This is a genomic window from Acinetobacter sp. UBA5984 (assembly GCF_002429925.1).
GTDB classification, from domain to species: Bacteria; Pseudomonadota; Gammaproteobacteria; order Pseudomonadales; family Moraxellaceae; genus Acinetobacter; species Acinetobacter variabilis.
In genome coordinates this window covers 132,014-151,741 of sequence record NZ_DJBE01000082.1, presented here as the reverse complement: position 1 = coordinate 151,741, position 19,728 = coordinate 132,014, and the positions used below count along the sequence as shown (strand labels likewise).

Here is a 19,728-nt window from a genome sequence, read left to right as displayed (position 1 = left end):
CATCATCCGTTCTGGTCAGTAAAAAAAGAGCACCTGGAATCCCCACATCCCAAGTGCAATCTCAAACTCCTATTATTATTTTCGCTTTATAGGAACTCAGGACGCTAACACCCGGGTTCCTTTTTTTTAGTTATTGTTAGATCAGCCAAAAGCGTCCCCAATCGCTTTTAGCTGTTCCTTTCCTCTGGACAGTTTTTGTTTTCAACCCTTATTTTTATCTTTCCCTAAGGTTGTTCTTAGATGAAGTCATAAGACTTCATGCATCCTTCAAGCTTTAAACAGATTCAAACCTTTAAATTTCTCCATTAACTGCTCTTGCGTTTCCCGATGCTCTGGATGCGGCACAATGCACTCAATAGGACAGACGGCAATACAGGTTTGATGATCATAGAAACCGACGCATTCCGTACAACGATTCACGTCGATTTCATAGATCTTATCGCCTTCATAAATTGCTTCATTTGGGCATTCCGGTAAGCACATATCACAGTTGATACATTTATCGGTAATCAAGAGCGCCATTTTTTAACTCGCCTGATAAGCCAATGAAGAGGCTGAAATGTCTACAGATGATGATGGCAGATTACGGATCAGCAGGGCATACTGCATATCGACATCTGCTGGTATTGGAATTTCAACGATATGCCCTGAACCTTTAGCATCTTCAATCAGATTGCCTTTACGGTCTTTAATCTCTGTCAAGGTAAAGGTGATGTTGCCTTTAGTGGTCATCAACTCTAGTGAGTCACCAACGACAAAACGGTTTTTTACATCAATCTTGATATAGTCACTATTACGCTCTAACACTTCCCCACAGAACTGCTGATGATCGAAACTCGATGAACCATTTTCATAGTTTTGATATTCACTATGTACATGACGGCGTAGAAAACCTTCGGTATAACCACGGTTGGCCAAACCTTCGAGTTGAGTCATTAGTGAAGAATCGAATGGCTTACCAGCAAGTGCATCATCAATGGCTTTACGGTAAATCTGCGCAGTACGCGCACAGTAGAAATAAGATTTGGTCCGACCTTCAATTTTCAGGGAGTGCACGCCAATCTTGGTCAATCGTTCCACATGCTGCACTGCACGCAGGTCTTTGGAATTCATAAAATAAGTGCCGTGCTCATCTTCTTCGGCAGCAAATATATCCTCGTCATTACGTTGCAATAACACAGGTTCATCAAACTGATGTTGTACTTGCATATGTGACTCATCAGCATCTTTTGAACAACAGCCAGAATCAATATTTTTCACTGGGATCACATCGCCCGTTTCATCTTCTTTAGCGTCCAATACCTTGTATTCCCAGCGACAGGCATTGGTACAGGCACCCTGATTGGCATCGCGCTTATTCATATAACCAGACAGCATGCAACGGCCAGAATAAGCCATGCACAGTGCGCCATGAATAAAGACTTCAATTTCCATATCTGGAACTTGCTGTTTGATTTCTTCAATTTCTTCAATGGACAGTTCACGTGACAAAATCACGCGAGTAAGTCCCATATTCTTCCAGAATTTTACTGTTGCCCAGTTCACTGCATTGGCTTGAACTGAAAGATGAATATCCATATCCGGGAAGTGCTCACGCACCATCATGATTAGGCCTGGATCAGACATGATCAGCGCATCAGGCTGCATGGCGACTACAGGTTTAAGGTCACGGATAAAATTTTTCAGCTTGGAGTTATGCGGCTGAATATTCACAACCACATAGAATTTTTTTCCAAGCGCGTGAGCTTCTTTGATGCCAATAGCCAGATTGTCATGGTCAAATTCATTATTACGAACACGTAAGCTATAACGCGGCTGGCCGGCATAGACTGCATCTGCACCATAAGCAAAGGCATAGCGCATATTTTTCAGTGAGCCAGCAGGTGAGAGAAGTTCCGTAACGTGAGAAATGCTCATGATGAAATCGAAAGACATATAAAAAGTACGTCTTTATTCTAGTCATCTAAAATCAGGATTCAACCTAGTAAATAACTCGGAATTGGTAGAATTTAACTCAATTTCAAGTTAAAAAATAAACAGTGAACGATTTAAAATATCCATAAATATTTCAGCTATTTTCAATAGATTCCAGTGCTTTCAAAATCTGGCAATGATCAATCGTAGTTGGGGTATTACAGCTTTCGCGAAGCGCCATTAATTGCTTTTTAAATAACTGTAATTCTTTAATTTTATTTGAAATGTCTATAAGGTGCTGATCAATCATCTGGTTAACTTCACAGCAATCCTGTTCTGGATTCTGTTCCAGCTGAATCAGGTATTCAATTTCTTTTATAGACATGCCTAAAGCACGACAGCGTTTGATAAAAATCAAGCGTTTTAAGGCTTCTTCGCCATAATAACGATACTGGTTACTTGCTCGAAAATTCGGCTGAATCAAACCTCTTTTCTCATAAAATCGAATGGTATCAGTACTTAAATCGGTTTTCTTGGCTATATCAGAAATCAAATAATGTGACATAAATACCTCAGGCTTGACCTTGGAGTGACTCCATAGTTTCTAATGACTTTATCGCATTCAGGATAAAAAATCATCGGAGAATAATATGGCCTGTAGTTGTAGTCATGAACCCGCGCCGCCCAAACCTAATAGCAAATTTAGAACAGCTTTATGGATTGCATTATTGATTAACCTAGCCTTATTTGGTGTAGAGCTGATCGGCGGTGCCTATGCACATTCATCGGCCTTATGGGCAGATGCGCTAGATTTCTTTGGAGATGCTGTGAATTATGGTATTTCTCTGGCGGTGATTGGTGCAAGTCTGTATTGGCGTGCAACAGTTGCTCTGATTAAAGGATTGACCATGGCAGTATTTGGTCTAGTCGTCATTGGTAAAGTGATTTATGCCTTTATGCAAGGTATTCCACCTGAAGCCATTACGATGGGGATCATCGGAGTATTGGCCTTAATCGCAAACGTTGTCACAGCCATAATTTTATATGCTTTCCGGGATGGCGATGCCAATATGAAATCAGTCTGGTTGTGCAGCCGTAATGATGCGATCGGCAATGTGGCCGTCATTTTTGCAGCAGTGGGAGTCTTTGGCACTGGCAGTCTATGGCCAGATATTATTGTTGCAATCATTATGGCGAGTCTTGGCTTAAGTGCTGGATATCATGTAGTGAAACAGGCTCTAGCTGAACGAGTATTGAAGCATGAGTCAGCCTGATCCTTAATATTAAATTTAATTATGAAAAAGCTGCTGATCAGGCAGCTTTTTTATTAGCCATAAGTCTAAAAAATAGATGAAAAATAAAGCTTTACAAATGCGATAAATTTAGGAAGAATCATTCGCGAAATTTAGAAAAGATTCATATAACTAAACAATTTAAATTTTTTTAGTGTTTTTGAGGGGGAGCAATGAGCTTCATAAAACTATTTTCACTTTCAACTATTGTACTGATGACTGGATGTAGTTCTATGGTCGTCACTTATGATGCATCGGGTCAGGTGATTGGATCATGTAAAGCTACACGTGGTCTGCTTTCAACTGCTAGTGCTCATTGTAATGGATCAGGCAATGCAATTGGCGTGAACTACAATACGGTGGATGTCAAAACAGGTTTATTGCCAGTACCACCAAGTCAAAATCAGATTCATTTAGCACCATAAATCATAGAGGGGAATATCATGAAATTATCAGTACTTATTGCATTTGCAACGACTATCGTACTAACTGGTTGTGCATCAACAGTGACTACATTTGACTCACATGGCCGTATGATTGGTTCATGTAAAGCAGAAAGCGGTTTTATTATCGGTGGTGGTGCAGGCTGTTCAGGTTCTGCAAACCAAGAAGGTCGCGATCGTTAATTTTTAATGATGATTGCAATAAAAAACCGAAGCCTAAGCTTCGGTTTTTTCTTTATCTATGAAAAAATTATTTTTGATCAGGTAAAGCAAAGGCAATGATATAGTCGCCGACATCTTTAGAGTGGCTTGCCCCACCTGCAGAAATCACAACATATTGTTTGCCAGTTTTTGGAGATTTATAAATCAGCGGTGCAGCAACAGCAGCAACAGGAAGCTCTGCTTTCCACACTTCTTTACCAGTTTTTGAATCAAGCGCACGTAGGTAATAATCCTGAGTACCTGCGAAGAACACCAGACCAGACGCTGTTGAAGTAGGACCACCGAGTGTTGGCATACCTAAAGGAATTGGCATATGGGTTTTAACACCTAACGGCCCCAATTCTTTTGCTGTCCCCATTGGCACTTCCCAAACAACTTTTTTAGATTTCAAGTCGATGGCAGTCATGGTACCAAATGGAGGTTTGTTACAAGGAACACCCAGTTTAGATTGCATGATGTCAATTTTCACACCCGCATAAGGACCAGCCAATTGCGGACGTACGGTACCCATGAATCCTGGTACTTCGTCAGTTGAGATATGATATTTACCCATATCTTCTTTACGAACCAATGACATACGAAGTGGCATACGCATATCGTTAACGTACATCATGCTAGTAGATTCATCAATGGAGATACCGCCCCAGTTGAAGCCACCAAGCAAGCTAGGCCATTCGATATATGGTTTTTCACTAGGTGCAGTGTAAAGACCGTTATACACAGAGTCTTTAAAGTCAATACGACAAGCCAATTGGTCAAAGGTTGAGATGCCCCACATATCCTGTTCAGTCAATGTCGCATTACCAATTTGTGGCATGCCAACAGAGAATGGTTGGGTAGGAGAAAGTTTTTCACCTTCAGCACCATTGGTGTCGACTGGACGTTCTTCAACTTTAGTGACTGGTTTACCAGTACGGCGGTCAAGAACGAAGATTTGACCCATTTTGGTAGTTTGAATCAACGCTGGAACTTTTTTGCCATGATCATCAGTCATGTCATAAAGTACAGGTTGTGACGGCAAGTCATAATCCCAGACATCATGGTGAACAGTTTGATAAGACCAAACAGTTTTACCAGTCAAGGCATTTACGGCAACAATGGCAGAACCAAATTTTTCTTTGGCTCCGTTACGGTCACCACCCCAGTAGTCAGGAGGACCATTACCTGTAGGTAAGTAAACCAGATTCAGGTCTTTGTCATAAGTCGGGATGGTCCACATGTTTGGTGTTTCTAAAGTAAAGCCTTTGCCATCTTTAGGTTCACCAACCAGTTCAGGATTACCGACATCCCAAGCCCAGGCCAATTTACCAGTACGAACGTCATAAGCACGAACCACACCAGACGGTTCGCCATGCACAATATCACGTACCCAGCCACCTAATACGGCAACATGACCCGCAATGAGTGGAGTAGACGTTGGATGGTAACGTTTACTTTGTTCGGTAGGACCCATGTCATGCAGAACATCGACCTGACCGTTAGTACCAAATTCTGGACATAAAGCACCAGTTTTAGCATTTAAGGCAATTAAACGGCCATCAACAGTAGAAGTTAGAATACGTTGTGGACAAGCTTTAATACCAGGTGCTTGTAGGTCTGCCGCAGTTAAAGATTTGTCTTTAGTTGCATCATAGTAACCGACACCACGGCAGGTAATATGCTCTGCAGTTTTTGCATGTGGATCATATTTCCAAAGTGCTTTACCACTGTCACCATCAATCGCTGAAATGATATTAGTTGGTGTACATGAGTACAATGTGCTGCCAATTTGGATCGGTGTATTTTCATCGACACCGGCAGAGGTATCACGACCAGTGTGATAAGTCCAAGCGACTTTCAGATCTTTGACATTTTCAGGGGTAATGTCAGTGTACGGTGCAAAGCGGGTACCGTTACCATTACGACCGAAATATTCCCAGTTGTCTGTGTTTTCTGCATTCGGTTTAGCCAGTGCAGGGTCTTGTACGATATCAACAGGATTGAGGATTTTACCGTGTGGGAAGAATGCAGCAATCAGGGCTGCCATACAGGCAAAGAAACCGACAAAGCCAACAAGATTGGCAGCTTTGATTTTTGCAGCATCGAGTGCTGGCAGGTTTTTGCTTGCCCACATGCTGAGGACAAGCAGAATAGTTGGAACCACCAAACGTGGAATATATTGCCAGAAGCTCAAACCTTGAACTTCAGCAATCGCCCAGATGATGGTTGCAATAAAAGTAACAATAGAAAGCCAGAAACCAAGGACTTTTTTCATCGCATAGAAAATGGCGATTGCAACATAGGCAATCCCTGCGATGAGATAATAACTTGTACCACCGAGGCTGAGTAATTTAGCGCCTTGAATGATCAAGTACAGCGCAACGAGTAAAGTTAATACCACTACAAAATAGCGATAGACTCTAGAACCTGTACGCTCGATAGAGGAGGGTTGTTCAGTGCTCATACCTTGCCTATAGAAAACGGCTTGGTTGCATAAACAGTGAAACAGGAGAATGGGATCTAAATAGATCGAATTAAAAGTTTACAGAGTTTATGTAACTAAGTCTTTAGCGAGGATAAATCCTCATGAGAAATCAATTACAGTTACATATTCTAACATTTAAGAATGAATTTTTGACTAAAAAATATAATGTGAGTATTGATATTTATCATTTATTTTACTTTTTAAGTAATTGCATTTTATAAATACGCTAATTATAAGAAATTTTAAGTAGAGAGCAGGTTGAATTAATTCTTTCAGATTAAGACTTACTGGATATAAAAAACGCATGCTTAAAGCATGCGTTTTAGGTTGCAAAAGGTTTTTTTGCAGATTATTTTTCTACGAATGCACGTTCAATTACGTAGTCACCCAAAACACCCATACGTGGAGATTCTTTCAGACCGTGTTGATCTAGCAGTGCAGCAACGTCGTCAAGGAATGCAGGAGAACCACAGAGCATTGCACGGTCAGTTTCAGGGTTGAAACGTGGTAGTCCGATTTTCTCGAATAATTGACCAGATTCAATCGCAGTGGTTACACGACCTTGGGTATGGAACTCTTCACGAGTAACAGTTGGGTAATACACTAATTTTTCTTTAGCACCCAATTCACCGAAGAATTCATGGTTTGGAATTTCATTCAAAATCAAATCTTGATAAGCCAGTTCTGAGATGAAACGTGTACCGTGAACGACGATGATTTTTTCAAAACGTTCATAAGTTTCTGGATCACGGATTACAGAAAGGAAAGGTGCAAGACCAGTACCTGAAGAAAGAAGATACAAGTTCTTACCTGGATTCAGGTCATCAAGAACCAGCGTACCTGTAGGTTTTTTAGAAACCAGGATTTCGTCGCCAACTTTAACTTTTTGTAGAATAGAGGTAAGAGGACCATCTGGAACTTTGATTGAGAAGAATTCCAGCTCTTCTTCATAGTTTGCACTTGCAATTGAATATGCACGCATTAAAGGCTTGCCATTGACTTCAAGACCGATCATCACAAACTGACCGTTTTTAAAACGTAATGCAGTGTCACGAGTCGTTTTAAAAGAGAATAAAGTGTCATTCCAATGGTGGACGTGAGTAATCTTTTCGACGTTAAAAGCAGCCATTAAAGGTCTCAATAAGTTATCAAATTAGAACAGGTTGCTATTCTAATCTAAATTCATTCTCTATAAACTGAATATATTTAATTGAGCTTATCAAAAAAAGTGATTATGACCGAACTCACTCTGCCGATTATTGGCTATATGCATTCTCCCTATAAAGAAAAGTTTGGCATCCCGCGTCAGCCTAATTTGGTACAGGTTGAAAGCTATATTGAAATGACCGGTCCATATAATGATTTACTCGCATTTGAAGGCATCGAAGAGTTTAGTCATCTCTGGTTAGTCTGGCAGTTTCATGACAATAAAAATCAGCAGAGCCAGCAGTTTCGTCCGCAGGTTCGACCACCACGTTTAGGCGGTAACCAGAAAATCGGAGTGTTTGCGACACGTAGTATGTACCGTCCTGCACCCATTGGTTTATCAGTCGTGAAATTAAATCGTGTCGAAAAAGTCGGTAAAAATGTCCGGGTTTATGTCGCAGGAAGCGACCTGCTAGATGGAACGCCGATTATAGACATTAAACCTTATATTCAATATTCGGATTCAGTGATTGATGCGCAAAGCGGTTATGCTCAGGACGAACCATCACGTAAGCCCGTGATTTGGAGTGAGGACGCTGAACAGCAAAAAAAATTATTATTAGAAAAAGGAAAAATATCTGCTCAATTGCTAGAAGAACTTGAAGCCGTTTTATCTCTCGATCCTAGGCCGGCATATCAGGATGATGAGAACCGAGTTTATGGAATGAAGTTTGCGGACTTGGATGTGAAATTTAAAGTTACTTTAGCTGATATTGTAGTCGATCAGTTAATTTTTTGAATTTTTAAAATGAAATACTGATTTAAAAATAGGAACCTCAACTAAATTGGAGTTCCTATTTAATATTAATCTACAGCACTCGAAGTACTTTATATCAAGTTGTTACGAGTATTTTTTAATTTGCTTTCTTAATTCTTCAGATGCAGTATTATTAAATAAAGTGCATGCATTTTCTTGTAAAGTTGCATATTCCTGTAGAGCTGGTTTGTCCTGAGCAGATGCTGAATTAACCAGTGCTTTAGATGCGGTTAAAATATTTTTGACATTGTATTCCTCTCCAGCTGGATGATAATCAACTTCATAATATTTGTTCTTATATTCAGCTAGTCCCCATTGCTGATCTTCTCTAAGATCTAGATATGCTATAGCATCCTTAAAAGTATGTTTGGCATATTTACTATCTTTTGAAATATCAGCCCATTCAAGTTTTAAATAATCTTGTACATAATCTTCAAGTGAATATTTATATAACTCAATATATTTTGTGAGTTATTAATAGTTTGGAGTTGAATACAAGTAGATCCGGTAGGGAAGGTTGAATTAGAAAGTACTCGATAAAAATCTTCCCCTTTTTCTCCCATAGGGTAGGTATCGAGTAAATTATATTTTAAATTGACATAATGGTCTGGACTGAGGACTTGAGCAATATTTTTACCACTAATATCAAAGACCTTGAATGTAAGTGTACTGCTTAATCCTGTGGAATTAATTGGAGAATATGGAACTTGCTTCCAAGTGGTTGCATTAGCCGTAATAGTCCCTTGCAATTTGCCATAGGTCGCATGTGTAGAACCGTGATCATATAATCCATTTTCAGTTAGATAGAAAGTTTCACTTTCATCCCAGCCTGTTGTCTCATCAACTTTAATATAGACATTTCCTTGATCAAAGGTTAGCTGTTCAATTTCATAATTTAGGTCTGAATCGGAAATTCATCAATATAGAATGATGACCATTGTTGGAAGGCAGGTTTTGTAAGGGTAGTATTTCCAGTTCCAGTATTACCGCCATTTGAATCAGAAGATGAACCCCCACCACATGCAGTTAACATGAAGGCACTAAAAATTGCGAATGATAAAGCCTTAAATTTCATAAATACCCTATAAAAATTATATTAATTCAATTGTTGTGTAAACGTAAAGCAAATCAATTATAGCGAGAAAATATTAAAATCAAAATTGAAAAATAAATAAAAATTAAATATTTATATATACTTAATAATCAAAAACTATCCACCACAACAAGCCAATCAAAACTACCATATGCAAAATCTGCACAGGCGCAAAATAAAGGACAAACTTCAAGCCTCCGGTCAAAGCGGCATTGGCTGACTTGGCCAAGGCATGAGCACCCAGACCTAAAAGCAGGGCATAAATCAAACGCATATTGGAGGGAGCGCCTTGAACGACAACACTGGCCATCGCGGCATGAATCTCGAACAAAGAGGCAAGTAGGGTCCCGGCCAGTAAGCCGGCATCCCCGAGCCAGACCTCCAGTCCGTAAACTCCAGCCTGAATCAATGTTAATGTCACTGCAATAATCACCGCTTCTTTTAAGCTAAACATCTGGCTGTCTGATGATTCCATGCTCGGCGCAGGTTTTGCCTTGCGCAATAATAAAAATGCACAAGCTGCCAGAAGGATTACGGCAACTAAAGAGGGCAAGAGCAGGATTTTAAGCCAGCTCCAGGATACGCCCCCGACCACATTCAATAGCAACACAATAGTCGAGATACATGACATCAGCGCGGCACCGGCATTGGATTTTGCATCCATTTCACCTTTACGGACCTGTATACCTAATTGAGCAATAGTGGCGGTACTGGAAACAAAACCGGAAGCAATGGAGGACAGCATCAGGGCATTTTTAGTCGAGAAGAAACGTTTAGCGATATGTGCCAAAGCTTGAACTACCAGTATGAGAATTACTAATTTTAAAATCAGATAAGGGTTCAGCACTTCACCCCATAAAGGTCGGTCAGGGGTTAGTGGTAAACCAATCAGAATTAAGGCTAATAATAGTAATCCATCCCTAAATTCAGCCTCAGTAATCCACTGTCCGGCAATATTATGCATAGAGTGTTTGGCCATTAAAATTATCGTGATCAGAACTGCTAGTCCTGCAGCCAGAGGAATATTCCACAGACAAATCGCCCCAATAAAATAGGTCATGATAAAGGCCAATTCAGTTGTAATTCCCGGATCTTCTATCTGGTTTCTAATAGAAAAAATGACAATGCCGCCAATAATGAGTGCACCGGCCAGACCCATTGCCATTCCAAATAGAAAGCACAATGCGCCTAATAAAGCACAGATGGCAAAAGAGCGTAGCCCGGCAAAACTGGCCTGTTCCTCACGCTGTTTGTGCCGTTCACGTTCCAGCCCGATTAGTAAACCACATCCTAAGGCAGCAGTCAGGATGGTAAGCAACTCATGAAAGGAGCTACTTTCACTTAAGGGAACCACGCTTAAATCCATACCTGGCCTCAGCGATTAAATAAGATATCCTGATTGAAATATAGGCGAAAAATTGACACATCGACAAGCAGAAAAAGGTTATGAACTAAAACCCATATGATGTGCTTAATATTCATGAAAGATAAATCCGCTTTCTAGTTTTGAAGTCGCAATGGAATGCGAAAAACAGGAAAAACTTGTTATAGTGGAGACAGTTTTGGGGACCATCAATCATGAAATTTGATTTTGAAATTGATACAGGCTGGTGTTTGGATCAGCTTTTAAAAGACGGAAAAATAACTGAACGTGACCGGATGCGAGTTCAGACCACACATCGTCAACGTGAACAAATAAAATGGCATCCTTTACAATGGATCGCGAACTTTAGTCTGGTTGATCAGTCCCATCCTCAAAGTACTTTGACACTCAACCGCTTATGCCAGTGGCTGGCAGAAAAAACCGGTTTAATGTTCTATATCATCGATCCGCTCAAAGCTGATGTGCAGGCCTTGACCAATGTTATGTCACAGGAATATGCACTGCGTAACCGTATTCTGGCAGTAGAAATTCAACCAGATAAAGTTCTGATCGCCACAGATCAGCCTTATAAAACTGAATGGGTATCTAATCTCGAACAGAATATTGCACCGAAAAAAATTGAACGGGTATTGCTCAATCCGGAACAGCTCCAGCGTTATATTGTTGAGTATTATCAGGTGAGTCGTGCAGTCAGTGGCTCGCAAAAATCATCTGCTTATGAGCGGGAAAATAAAGGTGTAGAAGCCTTGCTGCAACTGGGTGATTCCCAGAATCCGGATGCCAATGACCAGCATATCGTGAAACTGGTAGACTGGGTGTTACAGTTTGCCTTTGAGCAGGGTGCCAGTGATATCCATATGGAACCGCGCAAAGACACCGGCAAAATCCGTTTCCGGATTGATGGGGTATTGCATACCATCTATAACATGCCAGCCAATACCCTGACTGCAGTCATTTCCCGAATCAAGATTCTGGGTCGGATGAATGTGGCAGAAAAACGTAAACCACAGGATGGCCGTTTAAAAACCCGAACTCCAAAAGGACAGGAAACAGAACTGCGTTTATCGACCTTACCCACCGCATTTGGTGAAAAGCTGGTAATGCGTATTTTTGATCCGGAGGTTCTAGTCAGAAGTTTTCAGCAGCTCGGTTTCGAAGGACATTTACTCAATGACTGGAATAATCTGACCAGTCACAGTCACGGTATTATTCTGGTCACAGGCCCGACCGGTTCAGGTAAGACTACGACCTTGTATTCGACACTGAAACAGCTTGCGACTGAGCAGGTGAATGTCTGCACGATTGAAGATCCGATCGAGATGCTGGAACCAAGCTTTAACCAGATGCAGGTCAATAACGGAATTGAACTAGGCTTTGCAGATGGTGTGCGTGCACTGATGCGTCAGGATCCGGACATAATCATGGTCGGTGAGATTCGTGACCAAGATACGGCCAATATGGCGATTCAGGCAGCATTAACCGGTCACCTAGTACTTTCTACCTTACATACCAATGATGCACCGTCGAGTCTGACCCGTTTGCACGATCTGGGCGTACAACCATTTTTAACAGCAGCCACCATCTTGGGCGTTTTGGCCCAACGTCTGGTACGTAAGCTATGTCCGCACTGCAAGCAGGAGAGTTTCCTGGATGAGCAGGAATGGCAGCATCTGGCGGTGGACTATCCTTTACCACGTCCGGAATTTGTTTTTAAAGCAGTCGGTTGTGAAGAGTGTCGCCATACCGGTTATAAAGGCCGAATCGGGATTTATGAGTTTATGCCGCTTAGCCTGACTACCAAGCAGTTGATCGGAGCGGATGCTAATCTGAATCAGTTACGTCAGCAGGCAAAAAAAGAAGGGGTAGAACCTTTACGGATTGCCGGTGCTCGCAAGATTCTGGAAGGGGTCACCACGCTTGAAGAAGTTTTGAGAGTTGTGCCATTAAATTAATTCTGAAGATGAAGCGATCTTAAGATTCAATTCATCTTCGGCTGTTTTAATAGCATTATCGAAACAGGGCAAGACTTTAAAAAGAGGTAACTGCAATGAAAATGATGATGAATACTGTTTTAGCAGCTGCATTAATGGGTTCAATTGGGACTGCCGCAGTTGCGAGTAGTGAAACTGCGGTGAATCAGGCTGCATTTGCTAAAACGACTACAGTTAAGCAAGCGTTGACCATGAAAGATGACAGCAAGGTACAGCTAAAAGGTTATGTGGTAAAAGCTGTCGGTGATGAAAAATACCAGTTCCGTGACAATACCGGCACCATTACTGTCGAAATTGATGATGAACTTTGGCAGGGTAAACCAGTATCAGCTAAAACACCTGTGGTAATCATTGGTGAAGTGGACATTGACTATAAACCTGCGAAACGTGTTGAAATTGATGTCGACCAAGTTCAGTTTTAATTTCAGCATGATTTCCTGAACTGAATCTGAAGATAGCAACAAAAAACCACATGCAAGTTACCAAAAAGCATGTGGTTTTTTTGAGTCTGAAACTTTTTCAAGGCAAGATAGAAAGGTAAAACAAGCGGAGCATAACATGCGTATTCTTTTGGCAGAGGATGATGAATCTCAGGCGGAAAGTATTCAAACCTGGCTGGAAATGGACGGTTATGTGATTGATCGGGTTGATCGTGGGGATCATGCCATTCTGGCGATTGAACAGCATCAGTATGACTGTATTTTGCTGGACCGTGGCCTGCCGAATACAACCGGAGACGACATTCTTAAAAGCTTGCGCAATAAACAGAAAGATACGCCCGTTATATTTATTACCGCCAAGGACAGTATTCATGATCGGGTCGCAGGACTCGATCTAGGGGCCAATGATTATCTGGTAAAACCTTTCAGTCTGGAAGAACTTTCCGCTCGCGTTCGTGCCCAGCTCAGACAAAAACAGCAAATGCCAAATCATATCCTGCAATGGCAGGATCTTAGTCTGGACAATCAGGCCAAGACTGTAATGAAGGCGGGGCAGAGCATTAATCTGACTGCAAAAGAATTCCAGATTTTATATAAGCTGATGCAAAAACCAGAACATATCATTACCCGAGAACAGCTGGAAGAATCACTCTATGCCTGGGGAGATGAAATCGAAAGCAATGCGATTGAAGTCTTTATTTATCAGCTACGTAAAAAAATCGGTAGCCAGATGATTAAAACCATTCGTGGCTTGGGCTACCGGATGCATAAACCCGAGGCCTCCATATGAAGGCACCTATTTCCCTGCAAAGTCGGCTGATTCAACATGCCATGTTCAGTTCCATACTGGCAGGATTTCTGGCGTGGCTGCTGTTATTGGGAATTTCCAGCTATCAGGCGATTGATCTGCATGATGACCTGATGGAAGAAATTTCAGAGTTACTTCTAGGAGATGTGAACCAAGCCAAAAATACGCAGGTCGATGAAATCAGTGAGCAGTTTGATATTCAATATGCCCTACTACTGAATCAGCAGGTACTGACCACTTCAATTGATGATGAACTGATTAATGAGATACCAGTTGCACAGAAAAACGGATTTCACTTTGATTATGAAAATGGCCATTTTATTCGCATCCTGATTGCTGAAGATCAAGACTTGAAAGTGAAAGTGGTACAACCGCTTTCAGTACGCTTTGATGAGCTTTGGCAAACGACTTTAGGTTTCGCCGGGATTTTATTTATCCTATGGATATTACAGTGGCTGATTTTACGTTTTGCCATTAAGCGGCAATTAAGACCTTTAAATAAAATTTCCCGAGAAATTGGTTCCAAATCTGCTCAAGATCTCAGTCCGGTTCAAAGTCCTGATCCTGAGATTACTGAACTGCAACCGATTGTCCGTCAGCTGAATGCCATGTTGAGCAGGCTGGAAAAATCATTGGCTGCCGAGCAACGTTTCACTGCCGACGCTTCACATGAGTTGCGTTCCCCATTGTCTGCCATTCAAATGCGTTTACAGGTGCTGAAACGTAAATATCAGGAAGATGCCCAACTTAGGCAAGCGTTACAGATGATTCAGAATGACGTCAACCGCGGAACGCAGATTCTGGAAAACTTATTGCTATTGGCTCGGCTTGATCCAGAACATGCAGAGCAGCTGCCCAAACAGCAGGTGAATCTTAAAGTATTGGTTCAGGAGGTCTTACAAGCTTTAAAACCTCTTGCTCAGGAAAAAGAGATTCACTGGAACTTAAAACTCGAAGATGCAGTGATTGAAGCAAATGCAGAGCTGATTTTTAGCTGTATCCGCAATCTGGTTGATAATGCCATTCGTTATACGCCTGTGCAGGGACAGGTCGAAATCAAGACGATAGTTGAAAGCCAGAATCTACAACTCGTGATTGAAAATTCGGGAGAGGGAATTCAGGAAGAAGTTGTTCAACGTTTAGGTGAGCGTTTTTACCGCGCCTTGGGCACGCGAACACAAGGTTCAGGTTTGGGACTGTCGATTTGTCAAAAGATTATGCAGTTACATACGGCCAAGATTGATTATGCGCCGTCAGTTTTGGGTGGACTTAAAGTTTCATTAATTTTTCAATCTAAATAATATAGTCATTGGATCTAGCAATTAAAAAAGCAGTATGCGCTGATTCATACTGCCTGTTCCCACGTTTATTATTTTTGGAGTATTTAAATTACTTAGTCAGGATGAGACGATTGTTACGAGTCAAACGTAGACGGTATTCTTCACCCGCATGCATGATCCGGATTTCTCGTCCTAGCGCAAATAAATTGTTCGAATGCAACATCGGTAGCGCATGCTGAGTATCATTATTACGGGTAAATAGGCTAAATGGTGCGTTCATTCCGTCGACTCCGTGGTGTGTTTTGGATTGATTTAAATGATAATCATTATCGAATAGATCTGTCAACGAATAATTGCTTCATTTATAAAAAACTTTAATTTGCTTACAATCTGTAAAACTTCAATGGTTCAGAACATTATGTCCAAAGCCACAATTCATGTCGCAATCGCTATTTTATTTCATCAAAATCAGGTTCTGGTCGGTTGGCGTGAAGCCAAACAGCATCAGGGCAATAAATATGAGTTTCCAGGCGGAAAAGTAGAACAGGGCGAATTGCCTGTAGAGGCATGTCGACGTGAAGTGATTGAAGAAGTCAGAATTGATATTGAGCAATGGCATACCTTTGATTTTATTTCGCATGAATATGAAGATGTCATCGTCAATCTGCATATTTTCCATGCTTCGGTTCAGCCAGAACAATTAGCTGAGATCAAGCAGCCTTGGCGCTGGTATAGCCGGGATGAACTCAGTGAGCTGAACTTTCCTAAAGCGAATCAGGCCATGATTCAAAAGCTACAATGGCCGCGGAAGATCAAAATTTCTGACGACTTAAGTCACCTGAATAATCTGGAAAAAGACCAGATGCTATATTGGCGAGTAATGGCCAGCCCTGAATACATCAGCCAGTTACAACAGATTCCAGTCGATCAGTTATCCAGATTGATCATCAATCAGGGACTTTGGTCACAACTGAATGAATTGCAGCAGCAAACCATTCGTACCATTCACCTGAAACAGTCTCAATTGATGCAACTACAAAAAGGGGAGCTGGCTGGTGGTTATCGTTATCTTGCAGCCTGTCACGATCTGGAAGCATTAAAACATACAGAAAACATAGGCTGTGAAGCAGCTTTACTCAGCCCGGTACTGGCAACAGAAACACATCCTGATACCGCAGCTTTGGGCTGGGAAAAATTTAAACAGATGGCTAAACAGGTACAGATTCCTGTATTTGCCTTAGGTGGTATGAAGGCTGAAGATCTAGACTATGCTCAAAACCAGCATGCTTATGGGATTGCAGGGATCCGTTATGTTTAAGTCAAAAACTTATTATAAATAACTAGGCTCACGTCAGGGCCTTAAAATTTCTTTAAGGCCTGCTGAGCTTGCTGAATGGCTTTGGTGTTTTTTTGCAGTTGAGCTGCTTTCAGGCGTACCTGCCAGAGCTGCTTTTTCATTGCATTGGTTTGCGCATAACTCAAACCACGTAGGGCAAAAGCATCTGCACGGGCCGGCTGGTTTTTACGGTTTGCGATCAGACCAAGATACAGATAAGTTTCTGAGGCTTGAGGTGCCAAACGCTGGGCCTGGACTGCAGAAGTTTCAGCTTGATTATATTGCTGCTTGCTATAAGCCTGCTGAGTTTGCTTCATCAATTTTTTAAATGCAGGTAAGTTACGTCCGTCATCAAATTTTTGTGACTGGGGCTTTTGCTCAGGGATCACAATTTTTTGACGTTTAATCTCTGGTCGATCATAGGGCGTAATCACTACACCATCAGGTGTAGAGGACTTCGGTTTTTGCTGAACCGGAGGTTTGGACGGAGCCGCAGGCTGTTCTGGTTCCGACATGCTTTGGCAGCCCACCAGACCGAGGATGAGCAGACCAGGAATCAATTTTCTTAACATAAACATAGGCTCAATTATTGGCTATAACTTCCACTCGCGATAATACGGGTTTGTTTAGCAACTTCGCGTTCTATTTCTGTTTCACTTTCTTGTATATAACGACTGAGATCATCTTCTTCCTCATCTTCTAGTGAAGGTTCTGAATCAATCGTATAAGGCTCGGTGGCGTAATGTGAAATGCCACAAGCAGTCGCCTGATTTGGTAGAGCATGGCGTGAAATCGGAATATACATGGCACCATCACAGCCTTGGGCAGTCAGTTTACCTGTATAACGGTCCAGCCAGTGCCATTCAATTTCATTAGGCTGAGCCAGATTCACCGGCTTCTGACGTAGCTGTTTCATGACATTGGTCCAGACCGGAAGGGCACCTGAAGAACCGGTTAATCCAGTGACTTTGTTGTCATCCAGACCTAACCAGACCACTGTCATATAATTGCCAGAATAACCTGCAAACCATGAATCACGGGTATCGTTTGTCGTACCCGATTTACCCGCCAGATTCAGGTTACGTGGCAAACTGTTATAAGCAGAACGACCAGTACCACTCGACATGACCTGTTGTAAACCATAATTCAGAGCATAGGCTGATGCTGGATCAATCGTCGGCTGAACACTTAAGCTGTAACGTTCAAGCGAGTGGCCATTCGCATCGACTACAGAACGAATCGATTTCACCGGATATTTAAAGCCACCTGTTGCGAAGTTGCCGTAAATATTCATCACTTCCATCGGTGACATATCTACCGCACCTAAATAAATAGATGGATAATTTGGTATGTCAGAAGTCACACCAAATTTTTGCAAATGGTTAATAAAGGTTGACAGGCCAAATTCCTGTGCCAAACGCACCGCAGACAGGTTATAGGATTGTGATAGGGCAAGAGACATCGGTACTACACCATGTACACTACCGCTATAGTTTTTCGGAGTCCATGGTTTGCCATCACTTTGAATGGTGATCTGACTGTCTTCAATTGGACTGGCCCAGTGGTAACGATTTGATTCTAGCGCTGTCAGATAAATCACCGGTTTGAGTAAAGATCCAACCTGACGTTTGGCATCTAAAGCACGGTTAAAACCGGTAAAGTCCTGAGTAGAGCCTACTGCTGCAACCAGTTCGCCATTTTCAGGGTGTGCGACCAGAACAGCGCCTTGCAAATCTTTTAGACGGCCTGGATTGGCTTTGCTTAAACGGGCTACACTTTCCTTAAAGCTGTCTTGAATTCGGGTTTGTGCCAATGGATCTAAGGTGGTGAAAATACGCAGACCCTGGTTGGTTAAATCAGTTTCCTGATATTCGGTACGCAATTGACGGCGAACAATGTCCAGAAAATCCGGGAAGCGGGCAGGGCCCAAAGTTGGCTTGGAAATGACGTTCAGCGGACGGGCAGTTTCTATTTCATACTGATCTTGGGTCAGATTACCCATTACCAGCATATTATTCAGAACCACATCACGACGTTTTTTCGCAAGTTCAGGATTACGCCATGGGTTGTACAGACTTGGACCTTGTACCAGACCGACTAAAAAGGCCTGTTGAGAAATATTCAGTTCACGTAACGGGAGGCCAAAATAAAATTGTGAAGCAAGACCATAACCATTTACAGAATAGTTGCCATTTTGGCCCAAATTCACTTCATTTAAATAAGCTTCCAGAATCTCATCTTTGCCATAATGTAATTCAATCAGCATCGCCATAAAGGCTTCATTCACCTTACGTTTTAAGGTGCGTTCTGGTGTTAAGTAGAAATTCTTGACCAGCTGCTGGGTGAGGGTTGAACCACCTTGACGCTTACCACCAGTAATATTGCTCACCACTGCACGTGCAATCCCGCGTGGAGATACACCATGGTGATTGTAGAAATTGCGGTCTTCAGTAGCAATTAAAGCATCAATTAACGGTTTAGGCACTTTATTGAGCTTAATTAGCACACGGTCTTCATTATGCTGTGGATAAATACCGCCAATCAATAAAGGTTCCAGACGGGCAATCCCGCTAGAAGAGGGCTTGGTCGCACTTACTTCAGTAATCTGATCGCCATTAAAGCTGACTTTCAATACTTGTTCAGGTTCAACGCGATCGCCAAAGTCAAAGCCACGGGTATGTACATACATGGTATTGCCAGTGCTGACAAAGCTGCCCGATTTGGTATAGCTGTCTGAACCTTTATAACCCAGTAATTTTAATTCTTGTTGGAAATCCTGCTGGCTGACCGGGGCATTTACATACACTTCCATCGGGCGTGCGAAAACCTTGGCCGGAATATCCCAGCGTTGGCCTTCAAATTTTTCACGCACAATATTATCTAATTTAATCAAATAGATACTAAATGCTACAAATGCAGAAATGACTAGAATGGAGAAGATTAAGGCAATGAACCCCATACCTCGTTCAGATTTCATAAATGACGATAAGACCCTGTGAAATTGTGCTAATCATGCGAAGCTTTTCATTATTTTGCAATATTTAATCAATTATTGAGATTAAAATTAAAATTAAACTTCACATTTTCTCCTTAATTTC

Annotated in this window: 19 protein-coding genes; 9 read left to right on the top strand and 10 right to left on the bottom strand. The window is 41.7% G+C overall.

Features of this window, described 5'->3' with window-relative positions; translation table 11 throughout:
- Nucleotides 1-267: 267 nt before the first annotated feature.
- From B3J29_RS14400 to B3J29_RS14390, 3 genes are all read right to left on the bottom strand, one after another.
- Nucleotides 268-522 (bottom strand): YfhL family 4Fe-4S dicluster ferredoxin, encoded by a 255-nt coding sequence (locus tag B3J29_RS14400; protein ID WP_005236512.1) that lies wholly within the window; start codon nt 520-522, stop codon nt 268-270.
- Between the two features lie 3 nt (nt 523-525).
- Nucleotides 526-1,917, bottom strand: coding sequence for a tRNA 5-hydroxyuridine modification protein YegQ (yegQ, locus tag B3J29_RS14395; protein WP_414632223.1), 1,392 nt, complete (start codon nt 1,915-1,917; stop codon nt 526-528).
- A gap of 151 nt (nt 1,918-2,068) precedes the next feature.
- Complete coding sequence (locus B3J29_RS14390) at nt 2,069-2,479, bottom strand: Cd(II)/Pb(II)-responsive transcriptional regulator (protein ID WP_005236508.1); 411 nt, start codon at nt 2,477-2,479, stop codon at nt 2,069-2,071.
- 85 nt (nt 2,480-2,564) lie between these two features.
- Between B3J29_RS14390 and B3J29_RS14385 the strand changes: the two genes are divergently transcribed.
- The 3 genes from B3J29_RS14385 (at nt 2,565) to B3J29_RS14375 (ending at nt 3,832) form a co-directional block, all read left to right on the top strand.
- Entirely contained in the window at nt 2,565-3,188 is a 624-nt protein-coding gene (locus B3J29_RS14385) for a cation transporter (protein WP_214002052.1), read from the top strand.
- A 191-nt stretch (nt 3,189-3,379) separates the two neighbouring features.
- Nucleotides 3,380-3,631 (top strand): hypothetical protein, encoded by a 252-nt coding sequence (locus tag B3J29_RS14380; RefSeq protein WP_214002053.1) that lies wholly within the window; start codon nt 3,380-3,382, stop codon nt 3,629-3,631.
- Between the two features lie 18 nt (nt 3,632-3,649).
- Entirely contained in the window at nt 3,650-3,832 is a 183-nt protein-coding gene (locus B3J29_RS14375) for a hypothetical protein (protein ID WP_214002054.1), read from the top strand.
- 67 nt (nt 3,833-3,899) lie between these two features.
- Here the strand turns inward: B3J29_RS14375 and B3J29_RS14370 are convergent, their stop codons facing one another.
- Together B3J29_RS14370 and B3J29_RS14365 are read right to left on the bottom strand one after the other, a co-directional pair.
- Nucleotides 3,900-6,314, bottom strand: coding sequence for a membrane-bound PQQ-dependent dehydrogenase, glucose/quinate/shikimate family (locus B3J29_RS14370; RefSeq protein WP_214002055.1), 2,415 nt, complete (start codon nt 6,312-6,314; stop codon nt 3,900-3,902).
- Between the two features lie 370 nt (nt 6,315-6,684).
- On the bottom strand, nt 6,685-7,464 hold the full coding sequence (locus B3J29_RS14365) for a ferredoxin--NADP reductase (protein WP_005236496.1): 780 nt from the start codon (nt 7,462-7,464) through the stop codon (nt 6,685-6,687).
- A 105-nt stretch (nt 7,465-7,569) separates the two neighbouring features.
- Here B3J29_RS14365 and tsaA point away from each other — a divergent pair, with 105 nt between their 5' ends.
- Entirely contained in the window at nt 7,570-8,280 is a 711-nt protein-coding gene (tsaA, locus tag B3J29_RS14360; protein ID WP_214002056.1) for a tRNA (N6-threonylcarbamoyladenosine(37)-N6)-methyltransferase TrmO, read from the top strand.
- Between the two features lie 913 nt (nt 8,281-9,193).
- Here tsaA and B3J29_RS14355 read toward each other — a convergent pair.
- Complete coding sequence (locus B3J29_RS14355) at nt 9,194-9,373, bottom strand: hypothetical protein (protein WP_228301757.1); 180 nt, start codon at nt 9,371-9,373, stop codon at nt 9,194-9,196.
- A gap of 121 nt (nt 9,374-9,494) precedes the next feature.
- Nucleotides 9,495-10,757 (bottom strand): MgtC/SapB family protein, encoded by a 1,263-nt coding sequence (locus B3J29_RS14350; protein ID WP_286965982.1) that lies wholly within the window; start codon nt 10,755-10,757, stop codon nt 9,495-9,497.
- A gap of 212 nt (nt 10,758-10,969) precedes the next feature.
- On the opposite strand from B3J29_RS14350, the gene B3J29_RS14345 reads away from it, so the two are divergent.
- From B3J29_RS14345 to B3J29_RS14330, 4 genes are all read left to right on the top strand, one after another.
- Nucleotides 10,970-12,727: a GspE/PulE family protein gene (locus B3J29_RS14345; protein WP_005236488.1), complete on the top strand. Its 1,758-nt coding sequence runs from the start codon at nt 10,970-10,972 to the stop codon at nt 12,725-12,727.
- Between the two features lie 95 nt (nt 12,728-12,822).
- Nucleotides 12,823-13,188: a NirD/YgiW/YdeI family stress tolerance protein gene (locus B3J29_RS14340; protein WP_005236486.1), complete on the top strand. Its 366-nt coding sequence runs from the start codon at nt 12,823-12,825 to the stop codon at nt 13,186-13,188.
- A 136-nt stretch (nt 13,189-13,324) separates the two neighbouring features.
- Nucleotides 13,325-13,996, top strand: a complete 672-nt coding sequence (locus B3J29_RS14335; protein WP_286965981.1) for a response regulator transcription factor — start codon at nt 13,325-13,327, stop codon at nt 13,994-13,996.
- A complete protein-coding gene (locus B3J29_RS14330; RefSeq protein ID WP_034170731.1) occupies nt 13,993-15,315 on the top strand; it encodes a sensor histidine kinase in 1,323 nt (440 codons plus the stop codon). Before B3J29_RS14335 ends, B3J29_RS14330 begins: the two co-directional genes overlap by 4 nt.
- A gap of 88 nt (nt 15,316-15,403) precedes the next feature.
- Here B3J29_RS14330 and hemP read toward each other — a convergent pair whose 3' ends face one another.
- On the bottom strand, nt 15,404-15,574 hold the full coding sequence (gene hemP / locus B3J29_RS14325; protein ID WP_004784247.1) for a hemin uptake protein HemP: 171 nt from the start codon (nt 15,572-15,574) through the stop codon (nt 15,404-15,406).
- A 138-nt stretch (nt 15,575-15,712) separates the two neighbouring features.
- Here hemP and B3J29_RS14320 point away from each other — a divergent pair, with 138 nt between their 5' ends.
- The gene (locus tag B3J29_RS14320; protein WP_034703723.1) at nt 15,713-16,612 is read left to right on the top strand and encodes an NUDIX domain-containing protein; all 900 of its coding nucleotides are present in this window, start codon (nt 15,713-15,715) and stop codon (nt 16,610-16,612) included.
- A gap of 41 nt (nt 16,613-16,653) precedes the next feature.
- Here B3J29_RS14320 and B3J29_RS14315 read toward each other — a convergent pair whose 3' ends face one another.
- Nucleotides 16,654-17,202, bottom strand: coding sequence for a tetratricopeptide repeat protein (locus B3J29_RS14315; RefSeq protein WP_034703724.1), 549 nt, complete (start codon nt 17,200-17,202; stop codon nt 16,654-16,656).
- A gap of 14 nt (nt 17,203-17,216) precedes the next feature.
- Nucleotides 17,217-19,607 (bottom strand): penicillin-binding protein 1B, encoded by a 2,391-nt coding sequence (mrcB, locus tag B3J29_RS14310; protein WP_214002058.1) that lies wholly within the window; start codon nt 19,605-19,607, stop codon nt 17,217-17,219.
- Nucleotides 19,608-19,728: the final 121 nt, after the last annotated feature.

Bases quoted from the DNA above. Each gene is read 5' to 3' on its own strand.
- mrcB (WP_214002058.1), bottom strand. From the start codon at position 19,607: ATGAAATCTGAACGAGGTATGGGGTTCATTGCCTTAATCTTCTCCATT.
- B3J29_RS14345 (WP_005236488.1), top strand. From the start codon at position 10,970: ATGAAATTTGATTTTGAAATTGATACAGGCTGGTGTTTGGATCAGCTT.
- tsaA (WP_214002056.1), top strand. From the start codon at position 7,570: ATGACCGAACTCACTCTGCCGATTATTGGCTATATGCATTCTCCCTAT.
- B3J29_RS14380 (WP_214002053.1), top strand. From the start codon at position 3,380: ATGAGCTTCATAAAACTATTTTCACTTTCAACTATTGTACTGATGACT.
- B3J29_RS14355 (WP_228301757.1), bottom strand. From the start codon at position 9,373: ATGAAATTTAAGGCTTTATCATTCGCAATTTTTAGTGCCTTCATGTTA.
- B3J29_RS14350 (WP_286965982.1), bottom strand. From the start codon at position 10,757: ATGGATTTAAGCGTGGTTCCCTTAAGTGAAAGTAGCTCCTTTCATGAG.
- B3J29_RS14315 (WP_034703724.1), bottom strand. From the start codon at position 17,202: ATGTTAAGAAAATTGATTCCTGGTCTGCTCATCCTCGGTCTGGTGGGC.
- B3J29_RS14365 (WP_005236496.1), bottom strand. From the start codon at position 7,464: ATGGCTGCTTTTAACGTCGAAAAGATTACTCACGTCCACCATTGGAAT.
- B3J29_RS14370 (WP_214002055.1), bottom strand. From the start codon at position 6,314: ATGAGCACTGAACAACCCTCCTCTATCGAGCGTACAGGTTCTAGAGTC.
- hemP (WP_004784247.1), bottom strand. From the start codon at position 15,574: ATGAACGCACCATTTAGCCTATTTACCCGTAATAATGATACTCAGCAT.
- B3J29_RS14340 (WP_005236486.1), top strand. From the start codon at position 12,823: ATGAAAATGATGATGAATACTGTTTTAGCAGCTGCATTAATGGGTTCA.
- B3J29_RS14385 (WP_214002052.1), top strand. From the start codon at position 2,565: ATGGCCTGTAGTTGTAGTCATGAACCCGCGCCGCCCAAACCTAATAGC.
- B3J29_RS14375 (WP_214002054.1), top strand. From the start codon at position 3,650: ATGAAATTATCAGTACTTATTGCATTTGCAACGACTATCGTACTAACT.
- B3J29_RS14330 (WP_034170731.1), top strand. From the start codon at position 13,993: ATGAAGGCACCTATTTCCCTGCAAAGTCGGCTGATTCAACATGCCATG.
- B3J29_RS14320 (WP_034703723.1), top strand. From the start codon at position 15,713: ATGTCCAAAGCCACAATTCATGTCGCAATCGCTATTTTATTTCATCAA.
- yegQ (WP_414632223.1), bottom strand. From the start codon at position 1,917: ATGAGCATTTCTCACGTTACGGAACTTCTCTCACCTGCTGGCTCACTG.
- B3J29_RS14400 (WP_005236512.1), bottom strand. From the start codon at position 522: ATGGCGCTCTTGATTACCGATAAATGTATCAACTGTGATATGTGCTTA.
- B3J29_RS14335 (WP_286965981.1), top strand. From the start codon at position 13,325: ATGCGTATTCTTTTGGCAGAGGATGATGAATCTCAGGCGGAAAGTATT.
- B3J29_RS14390 (WP_005236508.1), bottom strand. From the start codon at position 2,479: ATGTCACATTATTTGATTTCTGATATAGCCAAGAAAACCGATTTAAGT.